Origin of the sequence: Aliirhizobium wenxiniae, assembly GCF_014201355.1 — a bacterium.
Classification (GTDB): Bacteria; Pseudomonadota; Alphaproteobacteria; order Rhizobiales; family Rhizobiaceae; genus Neorhizobium; species Neorhizobium wenxiniae.
In genome coordinates this window covers 1,563,881-1,586,929 of sequence record NZ_JACHEG010000001.1, presented here as the reverse complement: position 1 = coordinate 1,586,929, position 23,049 = coordinate 1,563,881, and the positions used below count along the sequence as shown (strand labels likewise).

General features: G+C 59.7%; 23 protein-coding genes. 11 read left to right on the top strand and 12 right to left on the bottom strand.

Translation table 11 applies throughout. The annotated features are described in order from the left end of the window. Positions 1-51 precede the first annotated feature (51 nt). Positions 52-1,698 carry an FAD-dependent oxidoreductase gene (locus tag HNQ72_RS07675; RefSeq protein WP_183991040.1) on the top strand — a complete coding sequence of 549 codons (1,647 nt, stop codon included), beginning with the start codon at positions 52-54 and terminating at the stop codon, positions 1,696-1,698. 25 nt (positions 1,699-1,723) lie between these two features. On the opposite strand, the gene HNQ72_RS07670 is transcribed toward HNQ72_RS07675, so the two are convergent. The 3 genes from HNQ72_RS07670 to HNQ72_RS07660 all read right to left on the bottom strand — a co-directional run bounded on the left by HNQ72_RS07670 (position 1,724) and on the right by HNQ72_RS07660 (position 3,230). Further along, positions 1,724-2,020 carry a UBP-type zinc finger domain-containing protein gene (locus tag HNQ72_RS07670; RefSeq protein WP_183991038.1) on the bottom strand — a complete coding sequence of 99 codons (297 nt, stop codon included), beginning with the start codon at positions 2,018-2,020 and terminating at the stop codon, positions 1,724-1,726. Positions 2,021-2,039: 19 nt separating this feature from the next. Next, positions 2,040-2,408 carry a response regulator transcription factor gene (locus HNQ72_RS07665; RefSeq protein WP_183991036.1) on the bottom strand — a complete coding sequence of 123 codons (369 nt, stop codon included), beginning with the start codon at positions 2,406-2,408 and terminating at the stop codon, positions 2,040-2,042. Positions 2,409-2,612: 204 nt separating this feature from the next. Beyond that, the gene (locus HNQ72_RS07660; protein ID WP_183991034.1) at positions 2,613-3,230 is read right to left on the bottom strand and encodes a response regulator transcription factor; all 618 of its coding nucleotides are present in this window, start codon (positions 3,228-3,230) and stop codon (positions 2,613-2,615) included. A gap of 198 nt (positions 3,231-3,428) precedes the next feature. On the opposite strand from HNQ72_RS07660, the gene HNQ72_RS07655 reads away from it, so the two are divergent. Together HNQ72_RS07655 and HNQ72_RS07650 are read left to right on the top strand one after the other, a co-directional pair. Next, positions 3,429-3,977, top strand: a complete 549-nt coding sequence (locus HNQ72_RS07655) for a helix-turn-helix domain-containing protein (protein ID WP_183991032.1) — start codon at positions 3,429-3,431, stop codon at positions 3,975-3,977. Between the two features lie 174 nt (positions 3,978-4,151). Continuing rightward, positions 4,152-4,625, top strand: coding sequence for a response regulator (locus HNQ72_RS07650; protein WP_244654324.1), 474 nt, complete (start codon positions 4,152-4,154; stop codon positions 4,623-4,625). A gap of 6 nt (positions 4,626-4,631) precedes the next feature. Here the strand turns inward: HNQ72_RS07650 and HNQ72_RS07645 are convergent, their stop codons facing one another. Together HNQ72_RS07645 and HNQ72_RS07640 are read right to left on the bottom strand one after the other, a co-directional pair. Beyond that, a complete protein-coding gene (locus tag HNQ72_RS07645; protein WP_183991029.1) occupies positions 4,632-5,609 on the bottom strand; it encodes an agmatinase in 978 nt (325 codons plus the stop codon). 79 nt (positions 5,610-5,688) lie between these two features. Beyond that, positions 5,689-7,071: an aminotransferase family protein gene (locus HNQ72_RS07640; protein WP_183991027.1), complete on the bottom strand. Its 1,383-nt coding sequence runs from the start codon at positions 7,069-7,071 to the stop codon at positions 5,689-5,691. Between the two features lie 275 nt (positions 7,072-7,346). Here HNQ72_RS07640 and HNQ72_RS07635 point away from each other — a divergent pair, with 275 nt between their 5' ends. Together HNQ72_RS07635 and HNQ72_RS07630 are read left to right on the top strand one after the other, a co-directional pair. After that, on the top strand, positions 7,347-8,549 hold the full coding sequence (locus HNQ72_RS07635) for a mandelate racemase/muconate lactonizing enzyme family protein (protein ID WP_183991024.1): 1,203 nt from the start codon (positions 7,347-7,349) through the stop codon (positions 8,547-8,549). An 11-nt stretch (positions 8,550-8,560) separates the two neighbouring features. Then, positions 8,561-9,475, top strand: a complete 915-nt coding sequence (locus tag HNQ72_RS07630) for a DMT family transporter (RefSeq protein WP_244654323.1) — start codon at positions 8,561-8,563, stop codon at positions 9,473-9,475. 67 nt (positions 9,476-9,542) lie between these two features. Here the strand turns inward: HNQ72_RS07630 and HNQ72_RS07625 are convergent, their stop codons facing one another. From HNQ72_RS07625 to HNQ72_RS07600, 6 genes are all read right to left on the bottom strand, one after another. Then, the gene (locus HNQ72_RS07625) at positions 9,543-10,550 is read right to left on the bottom strand and encodes a TRAP transporter substrate-binding protein (protein ID WP_183991022.1); all 1,008 of its coding nucleotides are present in this window, start codon (positions 10,548-10,550) and stop codon (positions 9,543-9,545) included. Positions 10,551-10,601: 51 nt separating this feature from the next. Next, positions 10,602-11,879, bottom strand: a complete 1,278-nt coding sequence (locus HNQ72_RS07620) for a TRAP transporter large permease (RefSeq protein WP_183991020.1) — start codon at positions 11,877-11,879, stop codon at positions 10,602-10,604. Between the two features lies 1 nt (position 11,880). Continuing rightward, complete coding sequence (locus tag HNQ72_RS07615; protein ID WP_183991018.1) at positions 11,881-12,414, bottom strand: TRAP transporter small permease; 534 nt, start codon at positions 12,412-12,414, stop codon at positions 11,881-11,883. 19 nt (positions 12,415-12,433) lie between these two features. Next, a complete protein-coding gene (locus tag HNQ72_RS07610) occupies positions 12,434-13,594 on the bottom strand; it encodes a fumarylacetoacetate hydrolase family protein (protein ID WP_183991016.1) in 1,161 nt (386 codons plus the stop codon). A 148-nt stretch (positions 13,595-13,742) separates the two neighbouring features. After that, the gene (locus HNQ72_RS07605; RefSeq protein ID WP_148143040.1) at positions 13,743-14,456 is read right to left on the bottom strand and encodes a FadR/GntR family transcriptional regulator; all 714 of its coding nucleotides are present in this window, start codon (positions 14,454-14,456) and stop codon (positions 13,743-13,745) included. A gap of 24 nt (positions 14,457-14,480) precedes the next feature. Beyond that, positions 14,481-15,926 (bottom strand): FAD-binding oxidoreductase, encoded by a 1,446-nt coding sequence (locus HNQ72_RS07600; protein ID WP_183991014.1) that lies wholly within the window; start codon positions 15,924-15,926, stop codon positions 14,481-14,483. Positions 15,927-16,108: 182 nt separating this feature from the next. Here HNQ72_RS07600 and denD point away from each other — a divergent pair, with 182 nt between their 5' ends. From denD to minE, 6 genes are all read left to right on the top strand, one after another. Continuing rightward, positions 16,109-17,092, top strand: a complete 984-nt coding sequence (gene denD / locus HNQ72_RS07595) for a D-erythronate dehydrogenase (protein ID WP_183991012.1) — start codon at positions 16,109-16,111, stop codon at positions 17,090-17,092. Further along, the gene (locus HNQ72_RS07590) at positions 17,089-17,979 is read left to right on the top strand and encodes an NAD(P)-dependent oxidoreductase (protein ID WP_183991010.1); all 891 of its coding nucleotides are present in this window, start codon (positions 17,089-17,091) and stop codon (positions 17,977-17,979) included. Before denD ends, HNQ72_RS07590 begins: the two co-directional genes overlap by 4 nt. 268 nt (positions 17,980-18,247) lie before the next feature. Beyond that, a complete protein-coding gene (locus tag HNQ72_RS07585; RefSeq protein ID WP_183991008.1) occupies positions 18,248-19,549 on the top strand; it encodes an MFS transporter in 1,302 nt (433 codons plus the stop codon). 309 nt (positions 19,550-19,858) lie between these two features. Then, positions 19,859-20,614 (top strand): septum site-determining protein MinC, encoded by a 756-nt coding sequence (minC, locus tag HNQ72_RS07580; RefSeq protein ID WP_183991006.1) that lies wholly within the window; start codon positions 19,859-19,861, stop codon positions 20,612-20,614. A 31-nt stretch (positions 20,615-20,645) separates the two neighbouring features. Further along, positions 20,646-21,461: a septum site-determining protein MinD gene (gene minD / locus HNQ72_RS07575; protein WP_183991004.1), complete on the top strand. Its 816-nt coding sequence runs from the start codon at positions 20,646-20,648 to the stop codon at positions 21,459-21,461. Next, complete coding sequence (gene minE / locus HNQ72_RS07570) at positions 21,458-21,721, top strand: cell division topological specificity factor MinE (RefSeq protein ID WP_183991002.1); 264 nt, start codon at positions 21,458-21,460, stop codon at positions 21,719-21,721. Before minD ends, minE begins: the two co-directional genes overlap by 4 nt. A 65-nt stretch (positions 21,722-21,786) precedes the next feature. On the opposite strand, the gene HNQ72_RS07565 is transcribed toward minE, so the two are convergent. After that, the gene (locus tag HNQ72_RS07565; protein WP_183991000.1) at positions 21,787-23,046 is read right to left on the bottom strand and encodes an O-antigen ligase family protein; all 1,260 of its coding nucleotides are present in this window, start codon (positions 23,044-23,046) and stop codon (positions 21,787-21,789) included. Between the last annotated feature and the right edge of the window lie 3 nt (positions 23,047-23,049).

The window sequence follows — 23,049 nt, the reverse complement described above, 5'->3', positions numbered from 1 at the left end:
TCGTTGATAAAATCCGCGATTATCGGTTGATGTCGTGACGGGGAGCTTTGCATGCCTGATCTTCCTGTCGATCCCACCGACCCGTGGATACGCCCGGCCCAGACCTTTCCTTCACTGACCGACGAGATGATCGAACGCATCCGTCCTTACGGCACGGAGCAGCTTGTTGCGGAAGATACCTATGTCTTCCGCCGAGGCGATCATTCGATCGATTTCCTTCTGGTTCTGGATGGTGAATTGCAGATGTTCGCCGACGATCCGATCCAGGGGCGGCATCATCTCTATAGCTACAAACGAGGCCAGTTCAGCGGTGAACAGAACATGTTCACCCACCGCAGCATTCTGCTGTCGGGTCTTTGTCTCGCCGGCTCGCGGGTTATCCGTGTCTGCCACGAGAGGTTCCGTGCGCTGATCACCGGAGAGCCCGATATCGGCGAGACGATCATCCGCTCCTATATCCTTCGCCGCGCCGGTTTCGTGCGCCACGCGACCGGTGGCGGCATTCTCATCGGGCATAGGGAAAGCGGCGATCTGTTGGGCGTCCAGCGGTTCCTCATCCGCAATCTCTATCCCGTCACGATCATGGGCGTGAATGATGCGGATGCACCCTCCGTAATGCAGCGGTTCGGGATCGGCGCGAATGATCTTCCGGCCCTGATCACGCCGGATCACGGCGTTCTCAAGCAGCCGTCGAATGAGATACTGGCCGACGAACTGGGGCTTTTCGAACCGCCGGAAGATGATGCGCTTTATGACGTCGTGGTTCTTGGTGCAGGACCGGCCGGGCTTGCATCGGCGGTCTATGCCGCATCGGAAGGGCTGAAGACACTGGTCATCGAAACCATGGCGCCGGGCGGCCAGGCCGGCACGTCGTCGAAGATCGAGAATTATCTCGGGTTCCCGACCGGTATTTCCGGGCTGGCGCTTGCGGGGCGCGCCCATATCCAGGCGCAGAAATTTGGCGCACGGCTTTGCGTGTCACGAAGTGCCGCATCACTCGATTGCTCAAACTCGCCTTATGCGGTGGGCCTGAGCGATGGCCGTTCGGTCAGCACGAAGACTGTCGTGGTTGCGACCGGCGCGCGTTATCGCAAGCTCGATATTCCCGATTATGCAAGGTTCGAAGGCCGCGGCATCCAGTATGCGGCAACCGCGATGGAAGGCCAGATTTGCTCGGGTCAGGAAGTCGTCATTGTCGGCGGCGGCAATTCGGCAGGGCAGGCGGCGGTGTTTCTTTCCCGAACTGCGCGTCACGTGCATATGCTGGTGCGCAGCAGAATTTCCGCGACCATGTCCGACTATCTCGTGCAACGTATCAAGAGCTCGCCGCACATCACCCTTTGCGAGGGATGCGAGATTACCGAGCTCGCCGGAGAACACGGGTTGGAAGCCGTGACCTGGATCGATCGCACGAGTGGGGAGACGTCACGCTGCAATGCCTCCAACCTGTTCGTGATGATCGGGGCGGACCCCAATACCGACTGGCTCGACGGATGCCTGGAACTCGACCGGCAAGGCTTCGTCTGTACCGGTCTGTCGTCGGACGACATGACACGGCATCCCTATGCCGCCAGCAAGCCGGGCATTTTTGCCGTGGGTGACGTGCGGGCCGGTTCCGTCAAGCGCGTGGCATCGGCCGTGGGTGAGGGATCGGTTGTCGTCGCCGCGATCCATCAATACCTCGCAGCGGCTCATTGAACCGCTGCTCTCTCTTTTGAAATTTTCAGACGTAACGCGGGATCGGGCCGACCTGCGGTGTCTGGTCGGGCAGATCGACGATCTCTTCGTCGATATAGCACCATCCCCAGCCTTCCGGCGGATCGTAGCCTTCGATGATCGGGTGGCGCGTGTGCCTGAAATGGGCTGTCGCATGCTTGCCTTCCGATTGGTCACAGCAGCCCACATGGCCGCATTCGCGGCATAGCCTCAGATGAACCCAGGTCATGCCAAGCTCCAGACATTCCTCGCAACCGCGGGTCTTCGGCGTTACTTTTCTGATGAAGTTATGATGCGTGCACATGCGCTGCTTCCTTGAGTGTTCAGGTTGCCGGCTGCGTTGCCTTTTCGATGCAGTCGATGAGGATATCGACCTTGAAAGGTTTTGGCAGGACGCAAGTGTCCTTGCCCAGATTAAGCCGCCCGACCTCTTCGGCAAAGGCGGTGACGAAGATGAACGGAACCTCGCTTCCGCGCGCTGAAAGCGTCTGGAAGAGGTCGATACCGCTCATGCCATCCATATGTACATCGGAGACGATGCACGAACAGTCGGCTGCTGCTGTGGTGGCGAGGAACGCTTCTGCGGATTCAAAGCTGCGCGCTTCGTAACCGAGTGATCGCAAAAGGCCGCTCATCCCGCGACGGATGTTCTCTTCGTCGTCGATGATGGCAATGATGACAGGCGCTTTCAACGGGTATGAACCAATCTCCGGGAAATCCCGGTCTTTCTCTTTCCCTGTAATATGCGCCTCTGAGCCAAGGGTTTAAATTATACGGGGGTTTATTCGGCTCATTCCAAAGCGTTTCGCGATCCTTCAGATATGTTCCAAACGCTTTGATCTTTGTTTTATCGCATTTCTTTGACGCAAAACCGCTTCGCATTTTGCGCGAGATACTTACCGGTGCGACAAGCCGAGTAGCTCTGCCATCTTCACAAGATCAGCGAAGGTTTTCGCGCTCATCTTGCGACTTACCTTGCCGCGATGGATCTTCACGGTGATCTCGCTCAGGCCCAGTTCGCCGGCGATTTGCTTATTCATAAGCCCGGCCGTCGCCATCGCCATGATCTGCTGCTCGCGCGGGGAAAGCTGTGTGTAGCGGGATTTGAGGTCGGCCTCGGTTTTGCTGGAGCCAAGGAATTCCTGGTGCTTCAGCACGGCCGAGGCGACGGAATCGAGAATGTCCTGATCCCGGAACGGCTTGGAGAGAAAGTCGGCGGCTCCAGCCTTCATGGCGCGCACCGTCATCGGGATATCGCCATGGGCGGTAACGAATATGATCGGAACGACAATGCCGCGATCGGTGAGTTTCTGCTGGAAATCCAGTCCGCTGGTGAAGGGAAGCCGGATATCGAGGATCAGGCAGCTGGCCTGCGGAAGGCAATCGTCCTCATAGAGGTCGAGCGCGGTCGCAAATGTCCGCACGCGGTAACCGACGGAGCGAAGCAGAGTGTCGAGTGCCTGCCGGATCAGCGGCTCGTCATCGACAACCAGAATGATTGGGCTTTCCGTCATATCCTCAATTCATTGAAATTGCCGTGATTCAAGCTCAAACCGACCCTACGCGGCAGCTTCCGCCAAGGGCAATCATACCCGAGTATATGACGCTAAAACCCATGGGTGCGAAAACTGACTGACTGTAGAATATCCGATTGGCGGCGGTCATCTCAATATGGACTGGTGAAAATTCAACAGACCCACAGGAGAGCGCAGATGTCCGCCACCGCAGCTGTTGTCGCCCGTCAGATCAACCCGCTCGATATGAGCACCATCTATGCCGATCTCGCAGGCCTATATCCCGAAAATCCCTTTTCCATCGATGCCAGGATTGCTGAACGCCAACCTGGCAAATTGCGGCTTGTCGAGCCGGTCGCTTCACGCGAGCCGGAGAAGCAGGTTGCCACCGGCGGCCTTGCCCCATGGCAGGTGAAGAAGGTGAAGCTATATATTGACGAGCGCATTTCCCATGGCATTCCGCTCGACGAACTCGCCCAGCAGGTTCGGTTGAGCACAAGCTACTTTTCCGCTGCATTCAAGGCGACGTTCGGTGTCCCCCCGCACAATTATGTCGTTTCCCGCCGTGTCGAGCATGCCAAGCAGCGGATGATGACCACCAATGCGCCGCTTTGTGAGATCGCGCTCGATTGCGGACTGGCCGATCAGTCGCATCTGTCTCGTGTCTTCCGCCGGGTGACCGGCACGACGCCCAGTGCATGGCGCCGTTATTTTTCCCGTCCGGACGGTGCCGTCGCGCTGCAATAGGCGACTGCATGCCGTGCCGTGTCGAGGCGCTGCAGGCGGCCCCCTCAGGCCTGCGGCGTCTCGATTTGAGGCGAGTGATGATGCAAGCATATCACGGTGGCCCAGCATTTTCGAAGATTGTATCAGAATGGGGAACTACTTTGCTCTGATTGCGTTAGGCGGCCGGACGGAACGGTGACGGCGGTAGGTCGAAGCCTGAAACTGGATGCGGGAGCTCTTGTCTTCCTGCCGCATCCGATAGGACGGACCATGGCGGATGACGCATCAATTCAATTGCTTCTGGTCGAAGACGACCATCTTCTGCGGCTCGATGCCGAGGAGTTGTTGATCGAAAACGGCTTCGAGGTTGCGTCCTTCGCTTCTGCCGAGGAGGCAATTGCCGCGCTCGATGCGGACGCCACGCAGTTCTCCGGCGTGATCACCGATATCCGCCTTGGCAAAGGCGCGAGTGGCTGGCAGGTCGGACGCCACGCCCGGCAGTGTCAGTCGAACATCCCTGTCGTCTACGTGACTGCCGACAGCGCGTCCGAATGGACCTCGCATGGCGTGCCCAACAGCGTGCTGATCCAGAAGCCTTTCGTGCCGGCACAGCTGATCTCCGCTATCAGCGGGCTTCTCAACGATGCCGGCATGGCGAATGCGGTGTGATTGGCGCTAGTTTTTGCCGGGACGCTTGCTGATGATTTCGGCCATGACGCAGAGCAATTCGAACATCACGGTTATACCGAGGAAGGCGGTTGCTCCGCTCGTGTCGAATGGCGGCGAGACTTCCACCATGTCGGCGCCGACGATATTCAGCCCGCGCAATTCGCGCACGACCTGCAATGCCTGATAGCTGTTCGGGCCGCCGATCTCCGGCGTGCCGGTTCCGGGCGCAAAGGCTGGGTCGATGAAATCGATATCGTAACTGACATAGGTTTCGCCCGAGCCGACAATTTCCCTTGCCTCCGTCATCACGTCCTCGACGCCGCGGGCGTGAAACTCCTCGATCGGGATGACGCGAATACCGACGGCATCGGCAAAGTCACGGTCCTCGAAATCGTAGGCCGGGCCGCGGATGCCGATCATGCAGACGCGTTTCGGATCGAGCAGTCCTTCTTCGACTGCGCGGCGGAAGGGCGTGCCGTGGGTATATTTGAAGCCGCCGAAATAGGAGTGGAAGAGGTCTGTGTGGCTGTCGAAATGGATCATGCCCAATGGCCTGTCGCGGCCGAGCGAGCGCAGGATCGGTAGTGAAGACAGGTGATCGCCGCCTGCCGTCAGCGGCATGATGCCGGCCGTCTTCACCCGATCGTAAAAGGCGGTGATGCGCTGCATCGAGTCCTCGACATCGGCCGGGTTCGGCCCGACATCACCAAGATCGGCGCAGTTTGCAAGATCGTAGGGTCTGATGCGCGTTGCGCCGTTTTCATGCCGCACCATGCTGGAGAGATCGCGCAATTGGCGCGGGGCATGGCGGGGGCCGGGCCGGTTGGTCGTACCGCCATCCCACGGCACGCCGATCAGGCCGATATCGACCTGGCTCAAACGTTCGTCGTCCAATGCGATATGCGGCAGGCGCATGAAGGTGGCGATGCCGGCAAAGCGCGGCAGATCAACGCCCGAGATCGGGCGGAAGTCGGAATTGGTCATCGGTTCCCCGGCGGCTTTGCCGCTCATCTTGTGCGAATGGTCGGGCCGGGCGTGAAGCTCCGGCCCCAGTTTTTGGCAGTTAGCCAAAAACTTTGGTCAGCGCCTTGTCGATCGCACCGGTGATCTGGTCGATTTCGGCTGAATTGATGATCAGCGGCGGGCTCATGCAGAGCGTGTTGTTGAGGCCGGGAACCGAACGGTTGGTGGCGCCGATGATGACGCCCTGCGCCAGGCAATCGGCGGTGACTGCCTGGACCATCTTTTCCGGTGCCGGTTCCTTGGTCGCGCGGTCCATGACCAGTTCGGCGCCGCAGAACAGGCCTAGGCCGCGCACATCACCGATCACCTGATGGCGGCTCTGCAATTCGCGCAGGTTGTTCATCAGCCGCTCACCCATTTTGAGGGTGTTTTCGAGCAGGCCTTCATCCTCGATGATCCGCATGTTTTCCAGCGCTGCAGCAGGTCCCGAGGTGCAGCCGCCGAAGGTGGAGATGTCGCGGAAATAGGACATCGGATCGGTCGGGTCGTCCTTGAACAGTTCGAAGACCTTTTCGGTCGTCACCGTGCAGGAGATCGCGGCGTAACCGGAGGCGACGCCTTTGGCCATGGTGACGAAATCGGGCTCGATGCCGTAATGCTGGTAACCGAACCACTTGCCGGTGCGGCCCATGCCGCAGACGACTTCGTCGATATGCAGCAGAACATCGTATTTGCGGCAGATTTCCTGGACGCGTTCCCAATAGCCCTTGGGCGGCGTGATGACGCCGCCGCCGGCGGTTACCGGTTCAAGGCAGAGAAGACCGATGGTTTCCGGGCCTTCGCGCAGGATCACGTCCTCGATCGCGTTGGCTGCGCGGATGCCGTAATCTTCGACGTCACCCCACTGGCTGCGATATTCGAGGCAATGCGGCACCTCGACGAAACCTTCCGGCATCGGGCCATATTGCTCGCGACGTTCCTTCTGGCCGGCTGCGGCCAGCGTGCCGAGCGTCGTGCCGTGGTAATCGCGATCGCGGTAGAGGATCTTGTACTTACCGCCATTGTGCTTCCGGTGCGCGATCTGGCGCACCATTTTGAACACCTTCTCGTTCGCTTCCGAACCGGAGTTCGAATAATAGACGCGGGTCATGCCCGGCATCTTTTCGATCAGCTTTTCGGCGAAAAGCGCTGCCGGAACGTTGCCCGCTGCGCCGGCGAAATAGTTGAGCTTCACCAACTGGTCGCGTACCGCATCGGCGATCGAGGTCCGGCCGTAACCGACATTGACGGTCCAGACGGCACCGGCGACCGCATCGAGATATTCCTTGCCGGTCGCATCCCAGACGCGGGTGCCTTTTCCCTCGACATAGATCTTCGGGTCGACGCTTTCATACTGCTTGTGCTGGGAGAGATGGTGCCAGACATGGGCGCGGTCGGCCTCGATAACGGCCTGGATGTCGTTCGGACGGGAAGCGACGTTCATGATGTTCCTCTTTCTTGCTTTATATGCCGTCCAGCCCTTTCCTCGGAGCATGGCGACGTTTCTTGGCGCCCATGAAAGATCCCTTCGCGCCTCATGTCAAAGGATTTGCGCGGGAATTTTGCGAAAGCGGTTGTGGCGTTTGAAAGCGGACCAGCGGAGGCGTGAAATACGCGGCAATATTATTAGCTCAGCGTACTTTAGAGGCCGCAAACGGCTTTCGATCCCGGTGCAATTCCCTTAGAAATACAGGCTCTTGGGAAATTCTGGGAGGAAACATGAAGATCACCAAGCTGGAGACGGTGCGTGTCGCCGAGCGGAGCAACCTGCTCTGGGTTCTGGTTCACACCGATGAGGGCATTACCGGACTGGGGGAGACCTTTTTCGGTGCCGAAACGGTGGAAAGCTACATCCACGAATATGTCGCCCCGCGTGTTATCGGCCGCGATCCCCTGGCGATCGATCTTCTGGCACAGGAACTGGTCGGTTATGTCGGCTTTCGTTCGTCCGGCGCCGAGGTACGCGGCAATTCCGCCTTCGACATCGCGCTGTGGGACATCTTTGGCAAAGTGACCGGCCAGCCGATCGCGCAGCTGCTTGGCGGTTTTTCCCGCAAGGAAATCCGCACCTACAATACCTGCGCCGGCACCGAATATATCAAGAAGGCGACCGGGCAGACGACGGCCAATTACGGGCTTTCGACCGGCAAGGACTATGACGACCTGAACGGCTTCCTACACCGCGCCGACGAACTGGCGGAATCGCTGCTCTCCGAAGGGATCACGGCGATGAAGATCTGGCCGTTCGACCAGGCGGCGGAAAAGACCAAGGGCCAGTATATCTCGTCTGCCGATCTGAAGGCGGCGCTCGAACCCTTCGAGAAAATCCGCAAGGCGGTCGGCGACAGAATAGATATCATGGTCGAGTTCCACTCCATGTGGCAGCTTTTGCCGGCGATGCAGATCGCCAAGGCTTTGACGCCTTACAACACCTTCTGGCATGAAGACCCGATTAAGATGGACAGCCTGTCCAGCCTGAAACGTTATGCCGAGGTCTCGCCCGCGCCGATCTCCGCGTCGGAAACGCTCGCCACGCGCTGGGGCTTTCGCGATTATCTGGAAACCGGCGCTGCCGGCATCGTCATGCTCGACATTTCATGGTGCGGCGGCCTGTCTGAATCGCGCAAGATTGCCTCGATGGCGGAAGCCTGGCACCTGCCGGTCGCGCCGCATGATTGTACCGGCCCGGTCGTGCTCTGCGCCTCGACGCATCTTTCGCTGAATGCTCCCAACGCGCTGGTGCAGGAAAGCGTGCGTGCCTTCTACAATACCTGGTATCGCGATCTGGTGACGGCGCTTCCCGAGGTGAAAAACGGTATGATCACGGTTCCGCCCGGTCCGGGGCTCGGGATGGAACTCAATCCCGAGCTTGAAAAAGCCTTCACCGTTAGCCGTCGGTTCTCCGACGCCTCGTCCATCTGAGGAGACCAGCCATGCAGATTTCCTCTACGGCAGCCTTGCGCGGCGCATCGGTGGCCGGTCCGGCAATCATGTTGCTCGGCATGCTGATGTTCGCGCTCAATGACACGATGGGCAAATGGTTGGTCGCCAGCTACGGGCTAGGGCAGGTCGTGCTTCTTCGTAGCCTTGCCGCACTCGTCATCCTCGTTCCGATGGTCTGGATGGCCGGGTTACCGGCACTGACGAAAGCCGAGCGGCCGTGGATGCAGCTTGCCCGCGTGGTCTGCTCGACGGCGGAAGTGTTCTGCTTCTATTACGCCGTCATGTATCTGCCGCTTGCCGATGTGATGACCTACTGGCTGGCCGCACCGATCTATGTCGCGGCGCTTTCGCCGCTGCTTCTGGGCGACACGGTTGGCTGGCGGCGCTGGACGGCAATTGCCATCGGCTTTGTCGGCGTCATCATTACGCTTGAACCGTCAGCCGCGATGTTCACCGCGCCCGCGGTGATCTCGATCATCGGCAGTGCTGCCTTCGCCTTCATGATGATCTCAGGGCGTTTTCTGCGCGGAACACCGGATACGACGCTGGTCTTCTTTCAGGTGACGGGGGCGGGGCTCGCGGGGCTGGCGTTTGCCCCCTTCGACTGGTCACCGATCCAGTCCGGCTTCGATCTCGGCCTGCTGGCACTGCTCGGCATCGTCGCCATGGCAGCGCATATGCTGGTCAACCGGGCGCTGAAGATCTCGGATGCGGCAACGGTCGCGCCGCTTCAATATACGCTTCTGCTTTGGGCGGTGATCTTCGGCTTCCTGTTCTTCGGCGACGTGCCGCGGCTGACCATGCTCATCGGTGCCGCGTTGATCGTCGCTTCCGGCCTGTTCATCTTCATCCGCGAACAGATGCTGAAGAAGCGGGAAAGCGTACTTCCGGCGGTGCCCGAATAAAAAAGAAGCCCGCACCGGCGGGGTGCGGGCTTCACTCGCGACAGTTGATCCGGGGAGTGTATCCGGATCAGTTGCCGCGGATGGTTTTCAGCTCGGCGAGAATGCCGTCGACAACGTCGGCGCCGATCTGAGCCTTGTGCTTTTCATAAACGACCATCGACTTTTCGCGGATGCGGGTCTGCTCTTCCGGCGAAAGCTGGTTCACTTCGAGACCGGCCGCCTTGATCTTTTCCAGTGACTTCTTGTTCAGGTCGGCAATGACCTGACGCTCGACATCACGACCGACGACCGCACATTCGCGCAGTGCTGCCTGCTCTTCCGGCGCATAGGTGTTGAAGATCGCCTTGGAGAAGAGGAAGAGGAACGGCGTGTAGGCGTGGTTCGTCTCGGTGATGTATTTCTGCACTTCGAAGAACTTCGACGTGTCGATCGTCACATAGGGGTTTTCCTGCGCGTCGATCGCCTTGGTTTCCAGCGCAGAATAGACTTCACCGAAGGCCATCGGGGTGGCGTTGGCGCCGAGGTTCTGGAACGTGTCGAGGAAGATGTTGTTCTGCATGACGCGGACCTTGAGGCCCGAGAAGTCTTCCCACTTGGTTACCGGATGCTGCGAGTTGGACAGGTTGCGGAAACCGTTTTCCCAATAGGCGAGATTGACGAGGCCAGCTGCGTCGAGCTTCTGGTTCATCGAGTCGCCGAACTTGCCATCGAGAACCTTGTAGGCTTCGGCAGGGCTCGCGAACAGGAACGGCAGGTCAAACACGCCGAGCGCCGGGATGATGCCGACGAGCGGCGAGGACGAGGTAACAACGGCTTCCTGGACGCCGGAACGCAGCGCCTGGGTTGCCTGAAGGTCGCCGCCGAGCGCGCCGCCCCAGAAGGCGGTCAGCTTCAGCTTGCCGCCCGATTTCTGGTCGAGGCATTCCTGCATGGCCTTGATGCCGTTGCCGACCGGGTGATCTGCATTGATGCCGTTCGAGACGCGGATATTGCGGCTGCTGAATTCGGCGAAGGCCGGAGCCGAGCCGGAGACGGCAATAGCCAGCGCGGTTGTTGCGAAAAGTAGTTTCTTCATAGTCAGTCCTCCCAGTTGAACTTCGAATTGAAAAGGTTGTTTGTCAGGCCGTCAATGCAACCATCGTGCGGGTACGATCACGAGATCGGGAAACAGCACGAGCAGGAAAAGCACGATGGTCTGTGCAAGCAGGAACGGCCATACCCCGGCCGTTACCTTGCCAAGCGGTATCCTCCCGACACCGCTGACAACGTTGAGAACAATCCCGACCGGCGGCGTGATGAGGCCGATCGAGTTGTTGATGATGAACAGAACGCCGAAGTAGACCGGATCGATGCCTGCCTGCTTGATGATCGGCATCAGCACCGGCGTCAGGATCAGAATGGTCGGCGTCAGGTCGAGGGCGGTGCCGACGACGAGAACGAGGATCATGATGACGAACATCAGCAGCATCGGCCGGTCGATCAGCGGTTCGATATAGCTGGCGATTTCAGCCGGAATGTTGGCCGCGGTTATCAGCCATGCCGATACGAGTGCGGCGCAGACCAGGAACATGATGACCGCGGTCGTCTTGGCCGCCTGAAGGATGACGCGGGGCAGGTCACGCGGCTTGAGTTCGCGGTAGATGACCATGCCGACGAACATCGCATAGGCTGCAGCCACGACAGCGGCTTCCGTCGGTGTGACGACGCCAGCCTTGATGCCGCCGAGAATGATGACCGGCATGCCGAGCGCCCAGAGCGCGCGACCCGTCGCGTTGAGACGTTCCCTGTAAGTGGTCTTGGGCAGCGCCTGCACATTGTCCTTGCGGGCAACGATCAGCCAGGTGATGACCAGCGACAGGCCCATCAGGATGCCGGGGAAAATGCCTGCCATGAAGAGCTGGGTGATCGAGACGTTGGCGGCGACACCGAAGACGATGAAGGCCATGGACGGCGGGATGACCGGGGCGATGATGCCCCCGGCAGCGATCAGGCCGCCCGAGCGCGGGATGTTGTAACCGGCCTTCGCCATCATCGGGATCAGGATTGCTGCCAGCGCTGCGGTATCGGCCGCTGCCGAACCGGAGATCGACGCCATGATGAGGGCTGCGACAATCGCCACGATGCCGAGGCCGCCGCGGATATGACCGACACAGGCGATGGCGAAATCGATGATACGCTTCGACAGGCCACCGGAATTCATCAGTTCGCCGGCGAGGATGAAGAAGGGAATGGCGAGCAGGGTGAAGGTATCAGCACCCGCGATCATGTTCTGGGCGATGATCTGGCTGTTGAACATGCCCATGTACCACATGAGCACGACGCCGCAGAACATCAGCGAGAAGGCAACCGGCACGCCGATCGCCATGGCTCCGAGCAGGGAGCCGACAAAGACGAAAAGTGTCATATCAGGTGCGCTCCGCCATCTGTTCAATCGTCAGGTTCTCGCCGGTGAAGGCGGCGATCTCATCCTCGGTCACACGACCGGTCACGAGGCGGAAAAGACGTTCGAGCGAAATCAGCACGCAGCCGGCGCCGGTGAAGAAACCGACACCATAGACCCAGCCCATGGAGAGGCCGGTAACGGGGGCCGCCATGCTGGTGTTGATCGGCAACTGTACCCAGGTGCCCCAGAAGAAAATGGCGGAACAGCCGATGATCACTAGATTGCTGAGGATCATGCAGGCGATGCGGCCCTTGCGGCCGAGCATGGCCACCAGGGATTCCACGCCCAGATGCGAGTGTTCGCGGAATGCGACGACGGCGCCGATGAAGGTGAGCCAGACGAAGAAGTAGCGCGACAGTTCGTCGGAGACGTTGAGGCCCGAATTGAAGCCGTAACGCAGTACGACATTGCCGAACACCATCAGGGCCATGCCTGCCAGAAGCAGGATGAGCAGGATCTCAAGGAACCTGTAAAATAGATCGATAATCTTTTGCATTTGCTCCTCCCTGATGCTCCTACAAAAGACCGCGCGTGGCCAGGTTCTTCATCAGCGCGGTTATCCCGAATGTCCATTCGGGGCAGGTGTCGCTATGGTCCACCCGGTTGACCAGCCGCCCGAGTTTGGGGCTGGAAATCTCGACGATGTCGCCGATCTCGTGGGTGAAACCCAGTCCCTTGCCGCGGCGGTCCTTGACCGGGGCAAACATGGTGCCGAGGAAGAACAGCGCGCCATCCGGATATTGATGGTTGCGGTTCAGAAGCTGCGACGTCAGGTTTTCCGGTGAGCGACTGATCGCCTTCAACGGACTGACACCGGTCATCTCGAAACCGTCCTCGCCCTTCACGGACAGGCTGATCTCGGCCGACTTGACGTCGTCGATGGTGAATTTGCCGTCGAACAGGCGGATGAACGGGCCGATCGAGCAGGAGGCGTTGTTGTCCTTCGCCTTGCTCAGAAGCAGCGCCGAGCGGCCTTCGAAATCGCGCAGGTTGACGTCGTTGCCGAGCGTTGCGCCGATGATCTCACCCTTGGAGGTGATGCCGAGCACCACTTCCGGCTCCGGGTTGTTCCAGTCGGATTTCGGATGGATACCGACGTCAGAGCCGCAGCCGACGGACGACATCGGCTGGGCCTTGGTGAAGATTTCCGCGTCCGGGCCGATGCCGACTTCCAGATATTGCGACCAGAGGCCCATATCCTGCAGCAGTTTTTTGACTTCGGCTGCCTTTTCAGAGCCTGCGACGAGACCCTTGAGGTTGTCGCCAAGAACCGGGGCCAGACGGCCGCGAATTTCCTGGGCGCGTAGCGGATCGCCCTTGGCCTGTTCCTCGATCACCCGCTCCAGCATGCTGTCGGCGAAGGTGACACCGGCGGCCTTGATCGCCTGAAGGTCGGCGGGCGCAAGAAGTTGACCTGCCTCGCCGTTCAGGAAATCGTCGAGGCTGCCAAGATCGGTGAAGGATGAGGTGGCGGACAGTTTTTCCACGAGATCATCAATCTCCAGCAGCGCGGACAATGTCGGCGCCAATGAGGAGAGATCTAGAAGATGTCCATTTGAGAAAAGCACCGGGCAGGGGCCGGCGGCTGCGTTCGACCATACGCGTCCAACCAGAAGCGCGTTCGGCGCATCCACCGGCAAGACGATATCCGACGACAGGGCATGCAGATATGCCAAGAAAATCCTCCCATTTTCAGGAAAAGGCCTCCACCTTTTCCGACGTTGTCAGATGTCCGACAACGTTAGAGCCGTTTTAATATGACTTTTGCGTTTTGTCTATAACTGCAGGATGCCGTGAGGGTGGAAAACCGCCCCCTGTCTGCCGTCAGCTCATTTCCAGTTCAAGGTTGAGGCGTCGGGCAGCGCCATTCAGGTGCCGCTTCATTGCGGTCTTTGCGGCAGCCGGCTCGCCGGTTGCAATCGCATCACGAATGGCGACATGTTCGGCGATGGTCACTTCGACGATTTCCTCCAAAATCGCTGCGGCGCGAGCCGCGTTGATCGCGACATGGGTCCGCTCGGTGATGAAGCCGACGAATTGCTGGAAATATTCATTGTGGGTGGCGGCAGCGACGGCACGATGGAAGGCGAGATCGGCGACGACGCCGTGTTCGCCCCATTTTTCCGCGCCGGTCATCTGCGCTAAAATCTCGTCAAGCCTGGCGAGATCCTCGCGTGAATGGTGGAGGGCTGCCAGGCCAGCAGCTTCCGTCTCCAATGCGAAGCGCACCTGGAATAGGTCGCGGAAAGCTTCCTTGTCTTCCGGTGGTCCGGCCTCGATCCGGAGCGACTGGCGCTGAGCGAGTTCGGTCGCGAATGCACCGACACCCTGGCGGGTTTCGACCAGGCCCTCGTTGCGCAGATGGGCGATCGCCTCGCGTACGACCGAGCGGCTGACGCCAAACGTCTGGGCCAGAAGATGTTCGGTCGGCAGTTTCTGGCCAGGAGCGATGCTGCCATCGGAAATCTCTCTGCCGATTTCAGCGGCGATGCGCGTCGGCAGATGCTCACTTCGTCTGATCTGGGTGAAATCGGCCATGGCGGATGTTGCTCCTTGTGATGGCTAGCGAATATCCGCGCCGAGATCGATTTGGCAATGGGGGTTCAGCAGCAGATCCGGATCGATCGCCTTCTTGATAGCTATCAGAAGGCCGCGCTTGGTGTCGGACAGGCGCTCCTCGAAATCTTCGCGCTTCAGGCGGCCGATGCCGTGCTCGGCGCTGATGCTGCCGTTGTATTTGTCGACCACGACATTGACGACCTTCTTGGCCCTGTAAATCTTTTCGTGGCGCTCTTCGATGGTCGAGCCGTTCGGCGGCAGCACGTTGAGGTGTACGTTGCCGTCGCCGACATGGCCATAGGACACGCTGATGCAGTCGGGCAGTGCTTGCGCAACCGCCGCTTCGGCATCGATTACAAAAGCGGCAAGCTGCGATAGCGATACCGAGATGTCGGTGCGCATATGGGCGCCACGCTTGGCCTGGCCCTCGTTCATGCCTTCACGGATGAGCCAGAGATTGCGAGCCTGCGCCTGAGATGTGGCGATCGTGCCGTCGACCACCAGCTCGTCGCCCATCACGCCCTCGAGAAAACGGTGCATCAGATCGTCGATATCGACGAGCCCGGAGCCGGAAATCTCCATCAGTACATAGGCGGGATAGTCGCCCGACAACGGGATCGGCAGGTCGGGCATGGCTTCGCGCGCAAGCGTGAAGGCGAGCGGCGGCATGAATTCGAAGGCCGACATCAGGTCGCAGCAATCGCGCCTTGCACGACGGTAGAGCGTGATCGCGTCGTCCAGCGAATTTAGCGCCAGAAGGGCGGTTGCGACATTGTCGGGGTAGGGCGTCAGCTTCACCGATACTGCGGTGATGATGCCGAGCGTGCCTTCGGCGCCAATGAAAAGCTGCTTCAGGTCCAGCCCGCGATTGTCTTTGCGCAGGGTCGATAGGCCGTCGAAGACGCTGCCATCGGGAAGCACGACTTCGAGGCCGAGAACCAGTTCGCGGGTCATGCCGTAACGCAGCACGTTGATGCCGCCAGCATTGGTGGAGACATTGCCGCCGATGCGGCAGCTGCCCTGAGCACCGAGCGCCAGCGGGAAGAACATGCCCTTCTCGGCAATCGTATCCTTGAGTTCGGCCAGCACGCATCCGGCGTCGACCACGGCGGAGAAATCGTCGCTGTCGATATTGCGGATCCTGTTCATGCGTTCCAACGTGAGCACGACCTGCCGCTCCGGTTCATCCGGTATGCCGCCGAGAACGAGGCCGGTATTGCCGCCCTGCGGTACGATCTTGAGGCCAAGGTCGCGGCATGCCCTTACGGCGGCCTGCACATCCGCAGTTGAGCGGGGACGGATGACGGCAATCGCGCCACTTGTCACGTCACCGTGCCAGTCACGGCAATATTGCAGCATGTCTTCTGAGTTGGTGAGGACAAGATCTTCGCCCAGAACTGCGCACAGAGAAAGGCGCTGCTCGGCGATCGAGCCCGAAAGGTCCGTCATGTAGTTCTCCTCCCCAGGAGTGCCCGGAATTTCTCCGGCAGTCCAAAGCCTCACGTCAGTTTTCGCCGGCGGCTTTTTTGCCTGATGACGAACTCTTCTATTTCCAAACAGACCATACAGGGTTATCAGACAACCTTACAAGAGGAAATTCGTGGGGCATCCACGGGTGTATGGGAGGAAACATGCATATTCTTGTTATCGGTGCTGCCGGCATGGTCGGTCGCAAGCTCACCCAGCGTCTCGTTTCCGAAGGGGTGCTGCATGGCAAGCCCGTCGACGCGTTGACATTGGTCGATGTGATCGAGCCGGAAGCGCCTGTCGGCTTTGGCGGCAAGGTCGTGACGCTGGCATCGGATTTCAGCCTGCCCGGCGAAGCGGAAAAACTCATCGCCACGCGGCCTGATGTGATCTTTCATCTGGCGGCGATCGTTTCCGGTGAAGCGGAATTCGATTTCGACAAGGGCTATCGCATCAATCTCGACGGCACGCGCTATCTCTTCGACGCGATCCGGCTGGCAAACCAAGCGGACGGGTATTTCCCGCGCGTCGTGTTCACCTCGTCGATCGCGGTTGTCGGCGCGCCGCTGCCCTATCCTATCCCGGACGAATTCCATCTGACGCCGCTCACCAGCTATGGCACCCAGAAGGCGATGAGCGAGCTGCTTCTGGCCGATTACAGCCGTCGCGGTTTCTTCGACGGTATCGGTATCCGTCTTCCGACCGTCTGCATCCGCCCCGGAAAGCCGAACAAGGCAGCCTCCGGCTTCTTCTCCGGCATTTTGCGTGAGCCGCTTGTCGGACAGGAGGCGGTGCTGCCTGTCTCCGACGATGTGCGCCATTGGCATACATCTCCGCGTTCCGCCGTCGGCTTCCTGATCCATGGGGCAGGGCTCGATCTCTCCAAGCTCGGCTGGCGTCGCAGCCTTTCCATGCCGGGTGTCAGTGCCACGGTTGGTGAGCAGATCGAGGCGCTGCGGCGCGTTGCCGGCGAAGATGCAGTGAAGCTGATCCGCCGCCAGCCGGACGAGATGATCATGAAAATGGTTGCCGGATGGGCGCCGGGCTTCGAGGCAAAACGCGCAAGCGAACTCGGCTTTACCTCGGAGAAGAACTTCGACGAGATCATCCAGGTCCATATCGAGGATGAGCTGGGAGGCAAGCTATGAGTGGCGAGACTGCCAAGAAAAGCATCGCCTTTCTAGGGCTGGGCCTGATGGGCCTGCCCATGGCGCGGCGGCTTGCCCGTGCCGGATATCCGTTGACGGTATGGAACCGCGATACTGCAAAGGCGAAGCCGCTTGAGGCCGAGGGCGCAGTGGTCGCCTCTTCAGCTACCGATGCGGTGCGCGATGCCGATATCGTCTTCACCATGATGACGAATGGCGATGTCGTCGGCTCGGTGCTGTTCGATGGCGGCGTGGCGGATGCGATGAAGACGGGTGCCATCCTCATCGATACCAGTTCGATCGCACCGTCGATTGCCCGCGAGCATTCCGCGAAGCTTGCCGACATGGGCGTCAGGCATCTCGACGCTCCGGTGTCCGGTGGTGTCGTCGGTGCCGATGCCGGGACGCTGGCGATCATGGCCGGCGGCGATGGCGACGTGATTGCGGGTCTTGCCGATGTGTTTGCCGTTCTCGGTCGTGTCACCCATGTGGGGCCGAGCGGAGCAGGGCAGGTTTGCAAGCTTGCCAACCAGCAGATCGTGGCGGTCACGATCGGTGCAGTCGCCGAAGCGATGATCCTCGTTCAGGCCGGTGGCGCGTCGCGCGAGGCGTTCCGCAATGCGATCCGCGGCGGGTTTGCCGAAAGCCGCATTCTGGAGCTGCACGGCGCGCGCATGGTGGAGCGGAATTTCGAACCCGGTGGTTCGTCGAACAACCAGTTGAAGGACCTGAATACGGTCATGGCGCTCGCCAAGGAACTCTCGCTGCAACTGCCGTTGACGCAAACGGTGACCGGCGAATTTTCCGACTTCGTTTTCGAAGGTGGCGGAGAAAAGGATCATAGCGGCCTTCTGCTTCACTTCGAAAACATCAATCCGAAATCCTGACGGTGAACAGGCAGGCGAGATCGGGAATGGCGGCGCTGTCGCCATTCTCTCGCGAAAAAATGCTGCACTGCGATAATATGTCTTATTGACGGATCGATTAGGGCTGGCGTCGAGGGGTATTCGGGCGTAACACGGTCGGACACCCCAAGTCCTTTAATGGACATTCCACCCCTTTGGCGCGGCCCGCGACTGTGATGCGTGGCACCCCCCTTGGCACCCTTACGCCGCCGCGCTTTTCAGAAATGGATCTGCGCTCTTGGATAACACCTTGGCAAAAGACACGGCCTCGTCGCCCATCGACGAAAAGGTCAGGCTGAAATCTATCATTGGCGGCTCTGCCGGCAATCTGGTCGAATGGTACGACTGGTATGTCTATTCCGCCTTCACCCTCTACTTCGCTCCCATCTTCTTTCCCTCGGGCGACCAGACTGCCGAGCTGCTGAGTGCGGCTGCTGTCTTTGCCGTGGGCTTTCTGATGCGGCCGATCGGCGCCTGGTTCATGGGCATCTATGCCGACCGCAAGGGACGCAAGGCCGGCCTGACGCTTTCCGTCACGCTGATGTGTCTCGGTTCCTTCCTGATCGCGATTGCACCGGGTTACGAATCGATCGGCCTTGCTGCGCCGGCGATCCTCGTGTTTGCACGTCTGCTGCAGGGCATCAGTGTGGGCGGCGAATATGGCGCCAGCGCTACCTATCTCAGCGAAATGGCCGGTCGAAACCGTCGCGGTTTCTTCTCCAGCTTCCAGTATGTGACGCTGATTTCCGGTCAGCTCGTCGCCCTTGCGGTGCTGCTCGTGCTGCAGGCGCTACTTACCGCAGAACAGCTGCAGTCCTGGGGCTGGCGCATTCCGTTCTTCATCGGCGGATTGCTGGCGATAGTGGTGTTCTATATCCGCCGTGGCCTCGTCGAGACGCAGTCGTTCAAGAATGCGGACAAGGACGCGAAGAAGTCTTCCGGCGGCTGGGCGCTGTTTAGGCATTACCCGAAGGAAGCCTTCCTCGTCATCGCGCTGACGTCGGGCGGTACGCTCGCCTTTTACGCCTATACGACCTACCTGCAGAAGTTCCTGGTCAACACGTCAGGCTTCAGCAAAGAGACGGCGACGGAGATCACCACGGCGGCGCTGTTCGTCTTCATGCTCTGCCAGCCGATCGCCGGTGCGCTTTCCGACAAGATCGGGCGCAAGCCGCTGATGGTCGGTTTCGGCATTCTCGGCACGCTGTTCACCTACCTGATCTTTACCTCGCTTGCGGCCACGACGAACGCCTTGACCGCGTTCCTGTTGTCGCTGGTCGGCCTGCTGATCGTGACCGGTTACACCTCGATCAACGCGGTGGTGAAGGCAGAGCTTTTCCCGGCGCATATCCGTGCGCTGGGCGTCGCGCTGCCTTACGCGCTCGCCAACACGATCTTCGGCGGCACGGCTGAATTCGTGGCGCTGAAGTTCAAGCAGATCGGCCATGAAGAGTGGTTCTTCTGGTATGTGACGATCATGATCGCCATCTCGCTTATGGTCTATGTGAAGATGCGCGACACCAAGCATCACAGCCATATCAAGGAAGACTGATTCTCGCCGGCCTGGCTGCCGGTGTTAAAAGAACGGTGTTTTATCGGAGGCGGGCCTATGGCTCGCCTCTTTTCGTTTCGCCTCGCGCCACTTTTTTCTATGCGGAAACAAGGCGTGCCCGGCTCGTCGCTTGCAAAAGAAAACCCGCATAAGCCTCGATCAAGGCTGCGGGTTCAGGGTCTTCCGCATCACCTTTCGCGATCCTGTTTCACCCGAGTTGGTTACCGCTTCTTAAGATTTGGGCGGGTCGCGTTAACCATTTGTTAACCACGTCAGCGGTAGACATCGGGCAACGATTTATTAACGTAGATGACCAAAGTGCTAACAGACGCTCGCTCCATTCGCATCAAGGGCCGTTCGTTTCTGGCGGTCGTTCTTTCACCGGATCTTCCGCTGGATCAATGGCTTGAACGCCTCGACGATCTGGCCGCCCGATCTGCCGGTTTCTTTCTCGACAGGCCCGTCGTCCTCGACGTCTCGGAGCTTTCGATCAAGAAGGCCGAACTGAAACAACTGATCGACGACCTTGCCGCGCGCAAGGTCCGGATCATGGGCATCGAGGGCGCGCGCCCGTCGCAGCTCACGCCCGAAATGCCGCCTGCGATGAAGGGCGGCAAGCCCGCTTCCGACGTCGAGGTAACGGCACAGGAGCCGGAAACCGAGGCCGAAGCCGAGGTTGCAGCTGTTGTCTCACCGGCGCCGCAGCGTCAGGAAGCGCCGCAGGTTCGGGCGATCCCGCAGTCGCTTACCATCGACGAGCCGGTCCGTTCCGGCCAGTCGATCATCTTTCCGGAAGGCGATATCACCATTGTCGGCTCCGTTGCATCGGGTGCCGAGGTTATCGCCGGCGGTTCGATCCACATCTACGGCACGCTGCGCGGCCGGGCGATGGCAGGATCGATCGGCAATAGCAACGCACGCATTTTCTGCCGCCGTCTGGAGGCGGAACTGATCGCCATCGACGGTATCTACAAGATGGCGGAAGACATGGATTCAAGCCTTCGCGGGCACGCCGTGCAGCTTTCGCTCGAGGGCGAAACGATCATGGCAGACATACTTTTCTGAACCGGAACAAGGTTCAATACAGGAGATCAATATGGGGAAAGTCATAGTCGTGACGTCCGGCAAGGGTGGGGTTGGCAAGACAACTTCGACGGCCGCACTCGGAGCAGCGCTGGCACAGCGCAATGAAAAGGTCGCCGTCGTCGATTTCGATGTCGGGCTTCGCAACCTCGACCTCGTGATGGGTGCAGAGCGCCGTGTGGTCTACGACCTCGTTAACGTCATCAATGGCGACGCTAAACTTCCGCAGGCGCTGATCCGCGACAAGCGGCTCGACACGCTGTTCCTGCTGCCGGCCTCCCAGACGCGCGACAAGGATGCGCTGACGGAAGAGGGCGTCGAGCGCGTTATCGGCGAATTGAAGAGGTATTTTGACTGGGTCATCTGCGACAGCCCGGCCGGCATCGAAAAGGGCGCGACGCTTGCCATGCGCCATGCCGACGTCGCCGTTGTCGTCACCAATCCGGAAGTCTCGTCAGTTCGCGATTCGGACCGCATCATCGGCATGCTTGATTCCAAGACGCTCAAGGCTGAGAATGGCGAGCGGATGGAAAAGCATCTGCTTCTGACCCGCTACGACTCCCTCCGTGCGGAACGCGGCGACATGCTGAAGGTCGACGACGTTCTGGAAATCCTCTCCATCCCGCTTCTCGGCATCATTCCGGAAAGCACGGATGTCCTGAAGGCATCGAACCTCGGTGCCCCGGTCACGCTGTCGGATGCACGCAGTGCGCCGGCCCAGGCCTATTTTGAAGCTGCCCGCCGTCTGGCCGGTGAAATCGTACCTGTGACGGTGCCGGGCGAAAAGCGCGGCATCTTCGGAAAACTTTTCGGAAGGAAGGCCGCATGAGCATACTGCGTCTTTTCACTCGTTCGGCGCGACGCTCGGCGCCTGCTGCACGGGAACGCCTGCAGGTTCTGCTGGCGCATGAGCGGGCATCTACCGGCTCCGACCTGACCGCGATCCTGCGTGAAGAAATCCTCGCCGTCATCGCCAAGCATGTGCAGCTCGATGGCGACCGCGTCACGGTGAAGGTTGATCGCGACGAGAATGTCTCGATCCTCGAAATCGATGTCGAGATTCCGCTCGATGCCGCAAGGGCAGCCTAAGTCTCCCAAGACTTGAAATGAAAACGGCCCGGGGCTTCTGCTCCGGGCCGTTTGCTTTTGTTGCGTCAGGCGACGATCGGGTGGTGCCCGTATCTGTGCTGAGGACGTTGAGGCACGGGCCGCCGAAGGGTCAGTTTTCCAGCGGCATAGAACATCAGGAAAGAGCCGATCTGATAGGGGAAGATCACGTCGATCTCGACGAAGGATCGCATCAGCAGCAAAAGGCTGACGGCGAACAGGACGATGGATGACGGATCATTGTGCCGGTTCAGCATGGCGCCGAGATGGCCGAAGACGTTTCGCAGCAACATGAAGACAAGCAGCGCAAGGCCGACCAAGCCGTTCTCCACGGCCACCTCGATATAGGTGTTATGGAAGTGGAAGCCTGTGCGGGTGGTGATGAAAAACTCGTCCCAAAGCTGTTCCGGTTTGGCAAAACCCTGGACCCAGAAACCTTGATAACCCATGCCGAGGACCGGGTTGAGATGGGCGGCCTCGATACCCTGTTGCCAGAGATAGGTTCTACCCGTCAGCGTCGAATCCTTGCCGAACAGGCCGAGGATCGCATCCACCGCCCCCATCTGCAGGCCGGCCACCACGATGGCCAAGCCGACCACGACGACGCCGACGAAGAGAAGCTTGCGGCTGCTCGGCCCCAGAAGACCGAAGGGCAGGTAGGCGATACAGGCGGCGATTAGCCCCGCCGTGGTGATCACGGAGGTGGCCGACTGGGAGGCCATCAGGCAGTAGGCGCATAGAAGAGCGGCTGCACCCGCGCCCGCCAGCCAGATATCCCGGCGGCGGAAGACAATCGCATAAAGAACCGAAAAGACGATGCCGAGCGAGGCGTAGAGCCCGAGCTGATTCTTGGAAGCGAAGGATCCGACGAAGCTGTAGCTGCCATCCATCGCGTCATAGCTGTAATGGCCGAAGACGATCGAATAGAGCATGACCACGACAGTGCCGACGATCGAGCCGCGTGTCAGTGTCAGCACGCTGATCGTGCGCATTGCGATCAGGGCGCAGATCAGATGGGTAAGCAGCTGGATTGCCGTCCTCAGCGACACCGATGGTGCCGGCGACCAGAAGGCCGACAGGAAACAGAGAAGCGGGAAGGCGATTATCCAGAGATATCTGAAATAGTTGCCCAGCACCCGTTTGTAATCAACCAGGATCAGCGGAAACCAGAGCCCGTAATAGGCCAGGATCGACACCTGCCCGAAAAGGCTGGAATAGGCGAAGACGAAGAAGGATAGCGCCACTGCCGCTATCCCATAAACCTGGTTCCTGTCAGGGTCGACCAACATCGACCGAGCGATCTTCATTCG

Excerpts from the sequence above, each read along its gene's own strand:
- HNQ72_RS07565 (WP_183991000.1), bottom strand. The coding sequence starts at position 23,046 with ATGAAGATCGCTCGGTCGATGTTGGTCGACCCTGACAGGAACCAGGTT.
- HNQ72_RS07660 (WP_183991034.1), bottom strand. The coding sequence starts at position 3,230 with ATGACGGAAAGCCCAATCATTCTGGTTGTCGATGACGAGCCGCTGATC.
- denD (WP_183991012.1), top strand. The coding sequence starts at position 16,109 with ATGCATATTCTTGTTATCGGTGCTGCCGGCATGGTCGGTCGCAAGCTC.
- HNQ72_RS07635 (WP_183991024.1), top strand. The coding sequence starts at position 7,347 with ATGAAGATCACCAAGCTGGAGACGGTGCGTGTCGCCGAGCGGAGCAAC.
- HNQ72_RS07625 (WP_183991022.1), bottom strand. The coding sequence starts at position 10,550 with ATGAAGAAACTACTTTTCGCAACAACCGCGCTGGCTATTGCCGTCTCC.
- minD (WP_183991004.1), top strand. The coding sequence starts at position 20,646 with ATGGGGAAAGTCATAGTCGTGACGTCCGGCAAGGGTGGGGTTGGCAAG.
- HNQ72_RS07620 (WP_183991020.1), bottom strand. The coding sequence starts at position 11,879 with ATGACACTTTTCGTCTTTGTCGGCTCCCTGCTCGGAGCCATGGCGATC.
- HNQ72_RS07675 (WP_183991040.1), top strand. The coding sequence starts at position 52 with ATGCCTGATCTTCCTGTCGATCCCACCGACCCGTGGATACGCCCGGCC.
- minE (WP_183991002.1), top strand. The coding sequence starts at position 21,458 with ATGAGCATACTGCGTCTTTTCACTCGTTCGGCGCGACGCTCGGCGCCT.
- HNQ72_RS07630 (WP_244654323.1), top strand. The coding sequence starts at position 8,561 with ATGCAGATTTCCTCTACGGCAGCCTTGCGCGGCGCATCGGTGGCCGGT.
- minC (WP_183991006.1), top strand. The coding sequence starts at position 19,859 with ATGACCAAAGTGCTAACAGACGCTCGCTCCATTCGCATCAAGGGCCGT.
- HNQ72_RS07655 (WP_183991032.1), top strand. The coding sequence starts at position 3,429 with ATGTCCGCCACCGCAGCTGTTGTCGCCCGTCAGATCAACCCGCTCGAT.
- HNQ72_RS07640 (WP_183991027.1), bottom strand. The coding sequence starts at position 7,071 with ATGAACGTCGCTTCCCGTCCGAACGACATCCAGGCCGTTATCGAGGCC.
- HNQ72_RS07615 (WP_183991018.1), bottom strand. The coding sequence starts at position 12,414 with ATGCAAAAGATTATCGATCTATTTTACAGGTTCCTTGAGATCCTGCTC.
- HNQ72_RS07605 (WP_148143040.1), bottom strand. The coding sequence starts at position 14,456 with ATGGCCGATTTCACCCAGATCAGACGAAGTGAGCATCTGCCGACGCGC.
- HNQ72_RS07600 (WP_183991014.1), bottom strand. The coding sequence starts at position 15,926 with ATGACGGACCTTTCGGGCTCGATCGCCGAGCAGCGCCTTTCTCTGTGC.
- HNQ72_RS07590 (WP_183991010.1), top strand. The coding sequence starts at position 17,089 with ATGAGTGGCGAGACTGCCAAGAAAAGCATCGCCTTTCTAGGGCTGGGC.
- HNQ72_RS07645 (WP_183991029.1), bottom strand. The coding sequence starts at position 5,609 with ATGACCAATTCCGACTTCCGCCCGATCTCGGGCGTTGATCTGCCGCGC.
- HNQ72_RS07670 (WP_183991038.1), bottom strand. The coding sequence starts at position 2,020 with ATGTGCACGCATCATAACTTCATCAGAAAAGTAACGCCGAAGACCCGC.